Source organism: Salimicrobium humidisoli (assembly GCF_002295105.1).
Lineage (GTDB): Bacteria > Bacillota > Bacilli > Bacillales > Halobacillaceae > Salimicrobium > Salimicrobium humidisoli.
Genome location: NZ_NSGH01000008.1, coordinates 16,283 through 30,218, shown reverse-complemented (window position 1 = coordinate 30,218; position 13,936 = coordinate 16,283). Strand labels below are relative to the sequence as shown.

General features: G+C 46.8%; 17 protein-coding genes. All 17 read right to left on the bottom strand.

Features of this window, described 5'->3' with window-relative positions:
* Window positions 1-72 precede the first annotated feature (72 nt).
* The 17 genes from dprA to ftsY all read right to left on the bottom strand — a co-directional run bounded on the left by dprA (window position 73) and on the right by ftsY (window position 13,921).
* Window positions 73-933, bottom strand: coding sequence for a DNA-processing protein DprA (gene dprA / locus CKW00_RS06415; RefSeq protein ID WP_095821876.1), 861 nt, complete (start codon window positions 931-933; stop codon window positions 73-75).
* Window positions 934-1,009: 76 nt separating this feature from the next.
* Window positions 1,010-1,912: a succinate--CoA ligase subunit alpha gene (gene sucD, locus CKW00_RS06410; protein ID WP_095821875.1), complete on the bottom strand. Its 903-nt coding sequence runs from the start codon at window positions 1,910-1,912 to the stop codon at window positions 1,010-1,012.
* Window positions 1,913-1,927: 15 nt separating this feature from the next.
* Entirely contained in the window at window positions 1,928-3,088 is a 1,161-nt protein-coding gene (sucC, locus tag CKW00_RS06405; RefSeq protein ID WP_093104891.1) for an ADP-forming succinate--CoA ligase subunit beta, read from the bottom strand.
* A 240-nt stretch (window positions 3,089-3,328) separates the two neighbouring features.
* Window positions 3,329-3,619: an EscU/YscU/HrcU family type III secretion system export apparatus switch protein gene (locus CKW00_RS06395; RefSeq protein ID WP_095821873.1), complete on the bottom strand. Its 291-nt coding sequence runs from the start codon at window positions 3,617-3,619 to the stop codon at window positions 3,329-3,331.
* On the bottom strand, window positions 3,616-5,574 hold the full coding sequence (locus tag CKW00_RS06390; protein WP_095821872.1) for a hypothetical protein: 1,959 nt from the start codon (window positions 5,572-5,574) through the stop codon (window positions 3,616-3,618). Before CKW00_RS06390 ends, CKW00_RS06395 begins: the two co-directional genes overlap by 4 nt.
* A gap of 15 nt (window positions 5,575-5,589) precedes the next feature.
* Entirely contained in the window at window positions 5,590-6,348 is a 759-nt protein-coding gene (locus tag CKW00_RS06385) for a ribonuclease HII (protein WP_095821871.1), read from the bottom strand.
* 106 nt (window positions 6,349-6,454) lie between these two features.
* Complete coding sequence (ylqF, locus tag CKW00_RS06380) at window positions 6,455-7,294, bottom strand: ribosome biogenesis GTPase YlqF (RefSeq protein ID WP_076570377.1); 840 nt, start codon at window positions 7,292-7,294, stop codon at window positions 6,455-6,457.
* 13 nt (window positions 7,295-7,307) lie between these two features.
* Window positions 7,308-7,856: a signal peptidase I gene (gene lepB, locus CKW00_RS06375; RefSeq protein WP_095821870.1), complete on the bottom strand. Its 549-nt coding sequence runs from the start codon at window positions 7,854-7,856 to the stop codon at window positions 7,308-7,310.
* Window positions 7,857-8,007: 151 nt separating this feature from the next.
* Window positions 8,008-8,352: a 50S ribosomal protein L19 gene (gene rplS / locus CKW00_RS06370; protein ID WP_095821869.1), complete on the bottom strand. Its 345-nt coding sequence runs from the start codon at window positions 8,350-8,352 to the stop codon at window positions 8,008-8,010.
* A gap of 129 nt (window positions 8,353-8,481) precedes the next feature.
* On the bottom strand, window positions 8,482-9,207 hold the full coding sequence (gene trmD / locus CKW00_RS06365; protein WP_095821868.1) for a tRNA (guanosine(37)-N1)-methyltransferase TrmD: 726 nt from the start codon (window positions 9,205-9,207) through the stop codon (window positions 8,482-8,484).
* On the bottom strand, window positions 9,207-9,725 hold the full coding sequence (gene rimM, locus CKW00_RS06360) for a ribosome maturation factor RimM (protein WP_095821867.1): 519 nt from the start codon (window positions 9,723-9,725) through the stop codon (window positions 9,207-9,209). The genes trmD and rimM overlap by 1 nt, the downstream gene beginning before the upstream one ends.
* Before the next feature lies 1 nt (window position 9,726).
* Entirely contained in the window at window positions 9,727-10,140 is a 414-nt protein-coding gene (locus CKW00_RS06355; RefSeq protein ID WP_095821866.1) for a YlqD family protein, read from the bottom strand.
* Between the two features lie 33 nt (window positions 10,141-10,173).
* Entirely contained in the window at window positions 10,174-10,401 is a 228-nt protein-coding gene (locus CKW00_RS06350) for a KH domain-containing protein (protein ID WP_095821865.1), read from the bottom strand.
* A 15-nt stretch (window positions 10,402-10,416) separates the two neighbouring features.
* On the bottom strand, window positions 10,417-10,689 hold the full coding sequence (gene rpsP / locus CKW00_RS06345) for a 30S ribosomal protein S16 (protein ID WP_008587945.1): 273 nt from the start codon (window positions 10,687-10,689) through the stop codon (window positions 10,417-10,419).
* A gap of 84 nt (window positions 10,690-10,773) precedes the next feature.
* Complete coding sequence (gene ffh, locus CKW00_RS06340) at window positions 10,774-12,114, bottom strand: signal recognition particle protein (RefSeq protein ID WP_095821864.1); 1,341 nt, start codon at window positions 12,112-12,114, stop codon at window positions 10,774-10,776.
* A gap of 13 nt (window positions 12,115-12,127) precedes the next feature.
* Window positions 12,128-12,448: a putative DNA-binding protein gene (locus CKW00_RS06335; protein WP_095821863.1), complete on the bottom strand. Its 321-nt coding sequence runs from the start codon at window positions 12,446-12,448 to the stop codon at window positions 12,128-12,130.
* A gap of 75 nt (window positions 12,449-12,523) precedes the next feature.
* Window positions 12,524-13,921, bottom strand: coding sequence for a signal recognition particle-docking protein FtsY (ftsY, locus tag CKW00_RS06330; protein ID WP_095821862.1), 1,398 nt, complete (start codon window positions 13,919-13,921; stop codon window positions 12,524-12,526).
* Between the last annotated feature and the right edge of the window lie 15 nt (window positions 13,922-13,936).

Genomic DNA, 13,936 nt, shown 5'->3' with positions numbered 1-13,936 from the left:
TATAAATTAAATCTTACTCATTATTGAATAGATACATTCACTTTGTCAAACCGGTTCAACTTTTTTCTTCCATTAACGGTTCAGGATATCACGATGAGTATGGACTATTTTAGCCCCCTGGTCAATGATGGCGTGACAGCCTTCGCTCGTTTTACTTCCTACCGGTCCCGGGAACGCATAGACATCCTTTCCCTGCTCGAGAGCCTGATCCACTGTAATCATCGTACCGCTCTTCAACCGGGCTTCCACTACTACAGTAGCCTCACTTAAACCTGAAATGATCCGGTTCCTTTCCGGGAAATGAAATTTTCGGGGCGTGACATGAGGTGCATACTCCGTTATGACAAGCTCTTTATTCATCAGTTCCTTATAAAGGGCAAGATCGTTCACCGGATATACATTGTCCAGACCGGAGCCGAGAACAGCGACAGTCCTCCCCCCGTTACGGAGAGCAAGCCGGTGGGCATATTGATCAACTCCTGCAGCCATTCCACTGACGAAACAGACGTCTTCCCTGATCAGGGGGAGAAGAACTTTCTTCATAGCCGGAAGAGCGTATGAAGAAGGTTTTCTCGTACCGATTACGCTTATACTCCGTTTATGACCGAGAAGGGCGGTGTCCCCGGATGCGTAAAGGACAAGCGGCGGGTCGGGTATACATTTCAGCTGTTCCGGATAAATGGTATCTGAAATGATAATGGCGTGATACCTGTTCAGAGCTTTCTCGATGGACTTACTGGTATGGGGGAGGGAGACGTGTCTGCTTATTTTTCTTGCACGTTCGAGAGGAATATTAAGCTGTAGATACCAGCGTTCGGGGGGAAGGTGAGTATATGTAGTAAGATCAGGGTCCCGGGCGATCATTTTCCTCAGCAGATTCCGGGTTACGTTCGGAGAACTTTGTAATAGTAACAAATTCCATTTATCGTCCATTTTACACCTCATCCGGTTTATTCGATTTTTATAAAGATAGAGAAGGAGGCGGACCTCCTTCTCTATCGGAAAATGATTAATGTGTTTTACATTTGTCGTAAAGATCGCTCGATTTCAGTACGTTAATAAGAGTTTCACCCATGACGGAAGGCGTTTCAGCAACTTCAATACCACATTCGTTCATGACGCGGATTTTTTCGTCTGCTGTACCTTTCCCGCCGGAAATGATGGCTCCTGCGTGACCCATTCTCTTACCTGGAGGTGCCGTACGCCCTCCGATAAAGCCGACGACAGGTTTGCTCATATTGGCTTTCACCCATTCTGCGGCTTCCTCTTCTGCCGTACCGCCGATTTCACCGATCATAATAACAGCTTCCGTATCTTCATCTTCTTCGAATGCTTTAAGTACATCGATAAAGTCCGTACCGTTAACCGGGTCTCCTCCGATTCCTACAGCTGTGGACTGACCAAGACCTGCTTCTGAAAGTTGATGAACAGCTTCATAAGTCAGTGTGCCGGAACGGGAAACGACGCCGATGTGGCCTTTTTTGTGGATATAACCGGGCATTATACCGATTTTACATTCATCCGGAGTAATGACACCCGGGCAGTTCGGACCTACGAGACGTGTCTTCTTACCTTCCATGTACCGCTTAACCTTGACCATATCCAGTACCGGAATGTGCTCTGTGATACAGATGGCCAGATCCAGTTCAGCATCCGTCGCTTCCATGATTGCATCAGCTGCGAAAGGAGCCGGAACATAAATGACAGAAGCATTCGCTCCTGTAGCTTTTACAGCTTCCTCAACAGTATTGTATACCGAAATACCTTCAACTTCCGTACCGCCTTTTCCAGGAGTTACTCCGCCCACGATCTGTGTTCCGTATTCAAGCATCTGCTTAGCGTGGAACAATGCTGTGGAACCGGTGATCCCCTGGACAATTACTTTTGTATTCTTATCAACATATACACTCATCCTATTCCCGCCTTTCTACTTCACAAATTCTACGATTTTTTGTGCACCGTCAGCCATGGAGTCTGCTGCTGTAATATTCAATCCGGACTCGTCGAGAATCCTCTTACCTTCTTTTACGTTCGTCCCTTCAAGACGGACAACGAGAGGCAATTCGAGACCGACTTCTTTGGATGCTGCTACAATTCCTTCTGCAATTACGTCACACTTCATGATGCCTCCGAAAATGTTCACGAAGATTCCATTAACGTTTTCGTCGGAAAGAATCAGTTTGAAAGCTCCGGTAACTTTTTCTTTGCTCGCCCCTCCCCCTACGTCAAGGAAGTTAGCGGGTTCTCCGCCGTAGTGTTTGATGGTATCCATAGTTGCCATGGCAAGGCCTGCGCCGTTGACCATACAACCGATGTTTCCATCAAGCGCAATATAGCTCAGATCATATTTGGAAGCTTCGATTTCTTTCGGATCCTCTTCATCGAGGTCTCTGAGATCAGCGATATCCTTTTGACGGAAAAGAGCGTTATCGTCGAAGTTCAGTTTGGAATCAAGCGCAAGAACTTCTCCCTCTCCTGTCGTTACCAGCGGGTTGATTTCCGCAATAGAGCAGTCTTTTTTCATAAATACGTCGTACAGACCAAGCATGAACTTGACCGCTTTTGAAAGAGACTCTTTCGGAATATTGATGTTAAAAGCCAGACGGCGTGCCTGAAAAGGTGTCAGGCCGACAACCGGATCGATGACTTCTTTGAAAATCTTCTCCGGTGTTTCTTCAGCCACCTGCTCGATTTCTGTTCCGCCTTCTTCTGAGGCCATCATAGTGACACGGCTCGTATTTCTGTCAAGCACAAGACCTACGTAATATTCATTTTTGATATCACAGCCTTCTTCGATCAGTAAGCGCTTAACTTCTTTACCTTCTGAACCGGTCTGATGCGTTACCAGAGTTTTCCCCAGCAATTCCTCCGCATATGTACGTACGTCATCCAGGCTTTTAGCGATTTTGACACCGCCGGCGTTTCCGCGTCCGCCTGCATGAATCTGCGCTTTGACGACGGTTACGTCAGTACCGAGTTTTTCTGCTGCTTCTACTGCCTCATCGACATTATATGCAACGTGTCCATTCGGTACGGCTACGCCGAAATCACGCATGATCTGTTTTCCCTGATACTCATGAATGTTCATGTTTCATCCTCCCATCAATTTCTACTGCATGTCTTATTGTATAAAAGTTTAACTCCCATTGTCCACCGTTATACAAGCAATGACCAAAAAATTCAGACCACCGGCCTCTGCAGAAAGAAAGCGCATCCCTCTTTTTCGGGTGTTTTCATACAATGAAATCAAGAACCACAGTTTCTTTCCGCTAAGAAAAAAGAGCGGTTCACCACCATTACTGTAACACATGAAGCTCAATGATCTCTCCTATATGGAGTCATTTCTATTTTTCATTTCCCTGTCGGACCGGTAAATGAATGCAAACACTTCCGCTACTGCAAGATATAACTCCTCGGGTATTTCTTCGTTGATATTTATTTCGGACAAAAGGCTGAGCAGTGTAGGATCTTCCTGCACCGGTACCCCGGCCTCCTCCGCATTTTTCAGAATCCTCTCGGCAATATACCCCTGCCCTTTTGCTGTGACGCGGGGAGCTCCACTCTCTTCTGAATCATAGCGGAGCGCCAGCGCTTCTTTTTTAATTTTATTTTCTCTCATATACGAAAATCCACCCCCTGCTCCTTCTTGTGAAGAAAATTCGACTCTGCCGCGTCATTCCGGCCACGATCCTGCTTTATCTGCAGGTCTCCGAGTGAATATCCGGCTTTTTCCATCCCTTCCCTCAGGTCGCTCTTCAGCTCCTCGGCAATCCGGGGGAGCGCTTCTTTGTCGTTGTAAACGGTAACGTATGCTTTCCGGTTTTGTACCTGCATGTCTATTACGGTCTCATTCAGGGACTGGAGGTCGAGATAGAAAAGAATGTGACAATTATCCGGGCTGATCGCCCCTGTTTCTGTTTTTTCACTTTCCAGAAGCACGTGTGCATCTTCGCGGGCACCTAAAAGTTGACCTGGAAATTGCAGGGTAAGCTGAAGAGAGAGTGCACTGTCCTGTGAAGAGGTGATCTGCATGGAATTGAACATCTGCAACAAATTCCTGGCTGTCTCCGCACGCTGCCCTCCATTCTCCGTTATCAACCGGACCAGGCTCGACTTCAGGGAGACGTCTGATGTGTGCCGGCCCTGATTCAGAGTTGCTTCATCATCCATTCCACTAAGTTGCTGAAAAGCTTTCATCTGAAGGAGAATCCTTTCCTGAAGTGGCAAAGGCAGCTCCTTTTGGGATAATATTGTCCATTCGCTCAACAGTTTCGTGAAATGGGGAGGCACCTGACTGCCTGCAGAACGCTCTACTGTCCTGATGGCCTCATTCATCACTGAGGACCGGTAATGCTCAGAAACGCTGCCGGAACGCTTCTCCAGCAAATTAGCCATCTCACCTGGAAGTTGTTTCATTATACTTCGGAAAGATGCACCTTCCTCTACTGAAAGCTTTCCTGCCACCTTTTGGAAAACCCCCGCTTTTTCAAGTTTCCTGTGATTGGTGACGAAAGCTTCCAGCAGAGCCCGGGACGCAGGTTCTTCCGAATGGACTATTTTATTGAGCTGCTCTTTCCAGCCCTTCAGTTGCTGGAATTGCCTCGAAGAAATATGAAGTTGTCCGTTGAACAGCTGCTGGATTTTACCGGCATTCTTCCCTGAAACCACTTCATTTTCCCCGGAAGCAAGGTCGGCTGAGAAAGGATGTTTTCCTGTAATGGGGAGGAGTCTGTTCATGTCGCTGACGATATGGGGAGAAATCTGTTTCCCCGTCCCTGAGGCTATCGTACTTTTTCCGTCAGACTCCCCCATTATGGAAAGGAGCACCTTCTTTTTAAACTGAGCGTATGTTTCCGTTTCCGGAAGGATTCCGGCCTGTTTAAAAAGCTGGAACGATTGCCGGCTGTTGTTTTGAACCTCCTGAAGCAGTTTCACTTGTGCAGCTTTCTCGAAACTGGCGTCTGCAGCGGAAGGCATTATGGAATTTACCAGCAGGGAGGCCCGGGACGCGGGCGAAAAAGGTGCACCTCCTTCTCCAAGGGCACGGAAGAGTTCACTGAGCTGATGCTGTTTTCCTGCAGCCAAAGCCTGAAAAACCGGAGTTCTTATCGGAAGCTGTTTTTCAAACATATCTTCAATGACTGACATAGCCGCACCGGTTTTTTCGTTTTGAAGAATGGTGACGGCCTGTCTCAGCTCCTGGGGAGTGAAAGGAATCTGCTTATTTATCAGCGTTTTCACAAGCGCCATCGATTGTCTGTTCGTCTTTATCCCACGCTCGTTCATCCACGTTTGCAAAGGTGTGTCCTTCCCCGTCCCTGTCTGTTCCGATACAACTTTCAATCGGACGGGGGTGGTGCGGGCATCCACTTGAAAAAGATACCTTCCTCCTTTGGTGAGAGAAGTTTCCAGACGGGCGTTTATCTGTTTTTGTCCAATGTCCACCACGGCACGATTGCCGGGTAAAAGGTCGATCACTTTCCCCTTAACCACTTTCCCGTTGCTAAGGGAGATCGGGGCCTGTTTATGTATTTTTTGAATCGATTGGAACAAATTATCCATGATGGAACTCATCCCGTCCCTCCTCTCTCATTTTATACCGTCGGGAACGAAGCTTTTTCTGTGGTAAGGGGTGATGCCTTTTTCTTTTATAGCTTCCATGTGTTCTTTCGTTCCGTATCCTTTATTCTTCAGGAAGTTATATCCCGGGTACTCTGCATCCACTTCTTTCATAAAACGGTCTCTTGTAACTTTAGCTATTACACTTGCAGCTGCAATCGATACGCTTTTTTCGTCTCCTTTGACGAACGACTCCTGTCCGATCGGCACCGGTACCTCCATTGCGTCCACTAACAGATGATCCGGCGTCTCCCTCATATTCAAAACGGCCCGTTTCATTGCAAGCTTCGTCGCCCTGTATATGTTCCATTCATCTATTTCTTCGGCACTGGCTGCTCCGACACCCACATCAGCACGGGCCATAATTTCATCATAGAAGTGATTTTTGTCTTTCTCCGACAATTTTTTCGAGTCATCCAGTCCATAAAGCACAAAGGATTCCGGCAGACGCACAGCTCCGGCCATTACAGGGCCTGCTATCGGTCCGCGCCCCGCTTCATCTATTCCTGTAACGTATGCGAACCCGCGGGCCTTCGCATCTTCTTCGAGCCCGTTCATCCGGTCCCATTGATCTTTTAACTTAATCTTTTTCTCTTCCTTTGTTCTTATCCGTTTCACGATTTGCTGGACGCCTTTGCGCTCATCTCCATACAGTTCATGAAGATTTGCAACGGTCAGCACCCCTGTCTGTTCTTCTTCTTTTAACTGCTGAATAGACTTTTTTTTCATGACGTTATCCCTTCCTTTCTTTTGTATCGGATTACCGGTATTTTTATAAACTGCGCCTTCTCCCGATTTCCATAAAAAAACGCGTCACGGACTGAATCCATGCGCGTTACGGTCGTTCGAAGCTGATTCTGCCTATGCGGTTACTTCTCAGGTCCTGGATTATGATTTCAGCCACTTTTTCATAATCGACTACACCTCCGGCTTCCAGTGCCCCTCTTTTCTTTCCAATTTTATCGAACGCCTCTACTACATCTTCGAAGTCCGAAAAGCCGAATCTCTCTTCGAGCTGTTCCGGATAACGTTCTTTTAAATGATTCAAAATAAAGATGGCTACTTCATCCTGGGGCAGAATCTGATCTTTGATGGTTCCGATGGCGGCTAAACGGAAACCGGTCACTTCCTCTTCGAATTTCGGCCAGAGAATACCTGGTGTATCCAGCAGTTCAAACTCGTTCTTAACTTTAATCCACTGCTGTTTTTTAGTAACTCCCGGCTTATCCCCGGTTTCCGCTTTTTTCTTATGAGCGAGGCGGTTAATGAGAGATGATTTACCTACGTTCGGTATACCGACGATCATCGCTCTCGGATTCCTCGGATTGATTCCTTTGGCCCTTTGTTTCTCCAGTTTTTCTTCGGTTATCTGTCTTGAAGCTTCAGCGATTTTTTGTATATTTTTAGGATTGTTCACATCTACGGCCACAGCATGGGAAAACGTTGAATCGAAGTAGTCGATCCATTCCTTCGTCACTCCGGGATCGGCCAGATCCTTCTTCATCATTACGACAAGTTTCGGTTTATCCTGGATCTCTTCCTGTAACATAGGATTCTGTGATGAAAGAGGAGCTCTTGCATCCACCAGTTCGATGACGAAATCCACAAGTTTGAGGTTCTCCTTCACTTCACGTCTGGCTTTAGCCATGTGACCCGGATACCACTGTATACTCATTTGTCTGCCTCCTTTAGTCCAGCCACTGGATACGCCCGGGAGGCCAGTAGGAAATGACCGCTTCCCCCACGACTTTGTCCAGGGAAAGCATACCGAATGCACGGCTGTCCGTGGAGTTTTGCCTGTTGTCCCCGAGAACGAGTACGGAATCTTCCGGTACTTCTTCAAGATTCCCTTCGAGCTGCTCCAGTGTGAAGTCTCTTGTATAGTTCATGTTGTCTCCCATAGACGCTACTTCGCTTTCGAGAAACGGTTCTTCGACCGGTTCCCCGTCTATCAGAAGCTGATCGTCTTCAACCGCTACGTGTTCTCCCGGGAGCCCGATAACTCTTTTAATATAATCACGTTCTTCGGTGGCATGGAAGACTATAATATCAAAACGATGCGGTGAGCCGATGCTGTAGTTCAGTTTGCTCACTATCAGATGATCCCCGTTATGTAAATTAGGAAGCATGGAAGGTCCTTCCACAATTACCGGAGTAAACAGAAAGAAGCGCACAAAAATAGCAAGTAAAGCTGCGACCGTTAAAGCTTTTACCCAATCAATAATCTGTTTTTTCATTTGAGACACCTTCTTCAAAAATCTATAATGCGTGGCAAAGTCCTGGCAGGTATCCAGCCGGGAATTCTTCCAATTTCACAGGTCGGGGTAGTCGAATCGTTTCTGTTCAGTTAGAAAAAAGGAGCTTGACAGTGCAAGCTCCTTCTCCCTATTACATGATTTCTTTAATACGCGCTGCTTTCCCGCGTAGATTACGTAGATAATAAAGCTTAGCCTGACGTACTTTACCACGACGGGTACGTTCGATTTTCGCGATTCTAGGGCTATGAAGCGGGAAGGTACGTTCCACGCCTACACCGTAGGAAACTTTACGTACAGTGAATGTTTCACTGATTCCTCCGTTTTGACGCTTAATGACGACCCCTTCGAATACCTGAATACGCTCACGAGTTCCCTCGACAACTTTCACGTGTACTTTAAGAGTATCTCCCGCACGGAAAGTCGGATGATCGGTACGAAGCTGATCTTTAGTAATTTCATGAAGTAGTTCCTGCATTGTTTTCACTCTCCTTTTAACTAATGCTCTTCCCTCTATGAGTGAGCGGAACATCGTTTCTTTGCTTAAACCGAATGTTTAAACACAACGTTTAATATAGCATAATTTCCCTTGAGGCACAAGGGTTTATTAACGATTTTTCCATTTCTCTACCTGCTCTTTCTCTCCCCTGGAAAGCTCGAGCTTCTCAAGAAGATCAGGTCGTCTCAGAGTCGTACGTTTCAGGGACTCCTTGCGACGCCATTCATCGATTTTTGCGTGATTACCCGAAGTGAGGACATCCGGCACTTCCATCCCCCGGAAATTTTGAGGTCTCGTGTAATGGGGATGCTCCAGCAGCCCATCCGAAAAAGAATCTCTAGGGGCCGATTCCTCATTCCCGAGCACTCCGGGTACCAGTCTTATGACCGCATCCATCGTTACCATGGCCGGCAATTCTCCTCCGGTCAGTACGTAATCTCCGATGGAAATTTCATCCGTCACAAGATGCTCTCTTATCCGCTCGTCATAGCCTTCGTAATGCCCGCACAAAAAAACGAGATGCTCTTCTTCGGAAAGTTCTTCCGCCTTAGCCTGAGTAAGCGGTTCGCCCTGCGGACACATAAGAAGCACTCTGGCATTTTTATCAGGATTGATCGACTCCATAGCATCAAACATCGGTTGAGGGGTGAGGACAAGCCCCGCGCCTCCTCCATAAGGGTAATCATCCACTTTGTTGTGTTTATTCGTCGAATAATCCCGGAAATTGATGAATCTGTGTGTGAACGCCCCGCTATCCTGAGCCCTTTTCAGTATGGAGGAATTCAGCACACCTTCGAACATTTCCGGAAAAAGGGTCAGAATATCTATGTGCATCAGTCCAACAGTCCTTCCATCGGTTCAATTATGATAGATTTTTTCGATACGTCCACCTGTACCACTACATCTTCAATATAGGGGATGAGTGCATCTCCTTCTTCTTTCCTGTCGATCACCCATACGTCATTGGCCCCCGGTGTCATGATCTCTTTCACTTCTCCGACATAGTGACCTGCAGTCGTGTATACGTGGCAGCCGATGATTTCATGAAAGTAGTACTCCTCCGCTCCAAGAGGAGTCGTATCTCCTTTATGAATCATCAGCATACCGTTTTTTAACGGCTCCACTTCGTTGATAGTGGGGTAGCCCCGAAACTTCAGCAGGTCGAACCCCTTATGAATGCGATGGGACTCCACTGTCAATTCGGTCACTTCACCGATTCCTCCGGAGGACCAGTAAAGAGTATTTCCCTCCCGGAAACGTTCCTCAAAATCCGTAATTCTTTTTATTTTCACTTCCCCTTTAATTCCATGGGTGTTAATAATCCGCCCTACGTTAAGATACTCTGTCTCCATTTTATTCATCCCTCACTCGCTTTACGTGTCCGTCTTCGATTACAATTTCCCTCTCCTTCACCGTCTGCCACTTCATTCCTTCAAAGACCTCCACTACGCTCTCGACCTCATCAACTGTCAGTTCATGGAATTCCGGCAGAAGCTGGATCTGTTCCATGTGATAGTGAATACCTTCTATTTCGGCTTTTCTCTTGTTTACTTCTTTATTGAGGCGTTCATCAATGTTGGAAGGAAGGGAGCCGTGTTTCCTTTCCATTTTCTTCCGTTCAAAATGAAACTGTTCCACTTCTCTTTCCAGGTTACTTTCCCTCGTCTTCCATTTTTTCATCTGTGCTTCTCTTTCTTTTTCCGTAAGCACTACTTTGACCGGGACTTTCTTAATGATTTTCAAGGTAGCACCTCTTTTCGGATGCAAAAAAAGGGAAAGGCTATGTCCCTCTCCCTCTTCTTACATAATATCAACATAAACCTTCCTGGTTTTGTCTCTATTAGCCGCATATACGACTGTACGGATCGATTTTGCTACACGTCCGTTTTTACCGATTACACGCCCCACGTCATCCTGATGTACTGTAACGTGATAGACCGCCTTGTCCGGCTCTTCTTTCACATCAATGTTCAGCTCTTCAGGATATTCAATGAGCGGGGTGATCATCGTTTCAAGTAATTCTTTCATGTGATCACACTACTTTTACTTTTGGTTTTTTTTCTCGTGGAACTGTTTCATAATACCTTCTTTGGAGAAAAGGTTACGAACCGTGTCGCTCGGCTGAGCACCGTCACTCATCCACTTAATAGCTTTCTCCGCGTCGATGTGGACTTCGCTCGGGTTAGCTACAGGATTGTACGTTCCGATCTGCTCAATGATACGACCGTCACGTGGAGCACGGGCGTCAGCTACTACTACACGATAGAAAGGGTTACGTTTTGCACCCATACGTTTCATACGAATTTTTACTGCCATATTGTTGCACCTCCGAATTAATTTAATGACTCACACAGATAGAAATTGTAGCAGAAGTTATAAACTGTGTAAAGTATTTTTCCATTACATAAAAGGAAAATTCATTCCTTTTCCTTTCTTGCCTTTCTGGTTACTGAACTGTTTCATCATTTTTTTCATTTCGTTGAACTGCTTTAAGAGCCTGTTCACTTCCGATACGGAAGTCCCGGAACCTTTCGCAATACGCTTTTTACGGCTCGCATTCATTACGGAAGGGTCATTTCGCTCCTTCTTCGTCATCGACTGGATGATCGCTTCCACGTGTACGATCTGCTTATCATCGAAGGATGCGTTTTTCAGGCCTTTCATTTTACTGGCCCCGGGTATCATTTCGATGATTTCATCGAGCGGCCCCATGTTTTTCACCTGGGCCATCTGTTCAAGAAAATCATCGAACGTAAACGAAGCATTTCTCATTTTGGCTTCAAGTTCCTTCGCCTGCTTTTCATCCACCTGGGTTTCGGCCTTTTCGATAAGCGAAAGCATATCTCCCATACCGAGGATACGGGAAGCCATACGTTCGGGGTGGAATACTTCAAGTGCATCGAGTTTTTCTCCCATACCGACGAACTTAATAGGTTTCCCGGTTACAGCTTTGATGGATAACGCAGCACCACCCCTGGTGTCTCCGTCAAGTTTCGTGAGAAGCACACCGGAGATATCCAGCTGTTCATCGAAACTCTCGGCAACGTTAACTGCATCCTGTCCCGTCATGGCGTCCACAACGAGAAATATCTCATCCGGGTTGACCGCTTCTTTCACGCGATCAAGTTCTCCCATCAATTCACCGTCGATGTGAAGGCGTCCGGCCGTATCAATGATGACATAGTCATGATTCTGTTCTTTCGCTTCTTCCACAGCCTGTCTGGCTATATCAACCGGATCTGCATCCGTTCCTTCAGAGTAAACCGGGAAATCAAGCTGCTTCCCGATCGTCTCCAGCTGATCGATAGCTGCCGGACGATACACATCGGCAGCAGCCAGCATCGGTTTACGGTTGTAGCTCTTTCTTAAAAGATTCGCAAGTTTACCGGCCGTAGTCGTTTTACCGGCACCCTGAAGACCTACCATCATAATGACGGTAGGGGGCTTTTTAGCTACGGCTATCCTGCTTTCGTCCCCGCCCATCAATTCAGACAGTTCCTCTTTAACAATCTTGATTACCTGCTGACCTGGCGTCAGACTCTCCATTACTTCCTGCCCGACTGCACGCTCACGGATTTTTTTTATGAAATCCTTGACGACTTTGAAGTTTACGTCTGCCTCAAGCAAGGCCAGACGGACTTCCCTCGTCATTTCTTTTACGTCCTGTTCGTTGACTTTCCCTTTACCTTTGATCTTCTGAATCGTTCCCTGTAAACGGTCCGAAAGCCCTTCAAAAGCCATCTCCAAGACCCCCTTATTCTAGTTCCCGCAATTCATCAATATATGATTTGAACGGGTCGCTCTCTTCAAGCGATTGTGACATCATCTCCAGCAGCTTCTGCCGCTTACTGAATTTATCGTATAAAAGTAACTTTTTTTCGTATTCTTCAAGCATCATTTCTGTACGCCGGATGTTGTCATAGACAGCCTGCCGGGATACATCGAATGTCTCCGATATTTCACCAAGGGAATAATCTTCCAAAAAATAGAGCTCCATATAATTCCTCTGTTTCGGAGTTAAAAGAGACTGGTAAAAATCAAATAAAAAATTAACTCTCGTCGTTTTCTCTAGCATCCTTAAAACTCCTTGTTAAGTGAAATGCCTTTACAAATTTCAATACTAACGGAGATATTTCTGTACTGTCAAGGATTATTCCTTTTCCTCCGGCTCCTCATATTCATCAATCATATCCGCAAACAGTCCGTAGACGAACGCGTGAGCATCGAATGGTTCCAGATCATCGACACTTTCCCCGAGTCCCACCATTTTCACGGGAATCTCCAGTTCTTTTCGTATGGCAAGAATGATACCGCCTTTGGCAGTTCCGTCCAATTTCGTCAGAACAATTCCGGTAACATCCGTAGCTTCAGCAAACGTTTTAGCCTGGCTCATCGCGTTCTGGCCGGTAGTGGCATCCAGAGTCAACAGAACTTCATGAGGTGCTTCGGGTATTTCTCTCGTAATCACTTTCTTCACTTTCGAGAGTTCATTCATCAGATTGACTTTATTCTGAAGTCTGCCGGCAGTATCGCATATGAGGACGTCCGCCTTCCTCGACTTAGCGGCTTTGATACCATCGTATACAACTGCCGCCGGGTCGCTGCCCGCACTATGTTTCACAACGTCAACACCGACTCTGCTTCCCCATGCATCAAGTTGTTCGATAGCACCGGCCCGGAATGTATCTGCAGCAGCCAGCATCACTTTTTTGCCGTCCTGTTTCAACTGATGAGCCAGTTTACCGATAGACGTCGTTTTCCCGACGCCGTTCACTCCGACGAAAAGATAGACAGTCAGTCCGTCTTCCACTTCCTTCAGACCTTCCACTTCTTCTTCGTCTTCATCCCCGTAATAAAGCTCCACGAGTTTCTCGGAGATTACTTCCCGCACTTCCTTCGTGTCTTTTATATTGCGGCGCTTCACTTCCAGTTCCAGTTCCTCGATCAGATCCATAACGGCATGGACCCCGACGTCGGCCGAGATCAGTACTTCTTCAAGCTCTTCGAAAAAGTCTTCATCGACTTCCCGGTATTTTGCTACGAGTTCATTGATCCTCGTCGAAAATGAATTACGGGTTTTGGTAAGCCCCATTTTGAATTTTTCTGCAAGAGAGACCCGCTTCTGTTCTTCCGTGAGTCCCTCTTCGGGCTCGGAAGTTTCCGTTTCTTCCGGCTCCAGCAGAGGCAGGGCTTCCGCGGTTTCAGATTCAGGGGCTTCGAGTTCCTGCTCGGGTTCCGTAACTTCCGGTGCCTCCAGCTCTGCCTGCTCCGGTTGTTCCGACTCTTCCGGTTCAAGGTCTTCAGTTACCGGCTCCGGCTGCTCTTCTTCCGTTTCTTCCGGCTCTTCAGCAGTTTCCTCACTTACTTCCCCGGCTTCTTGTGCCCGTTCTTCTTCCCCGGTCTTTTCTTCCGGCAAAGCTTCCGAACGTTCAGGTTCCTGATGATCCCCTTCACTCTCCCCCGAATCGGTGACCTTATCGTCATGATCTACAGGTTCTTCCACTTCAATAGGTGTGAACTTTTCCTTCAATTTCTTAAAAAATCCCATAAAATCTTCCTCTCT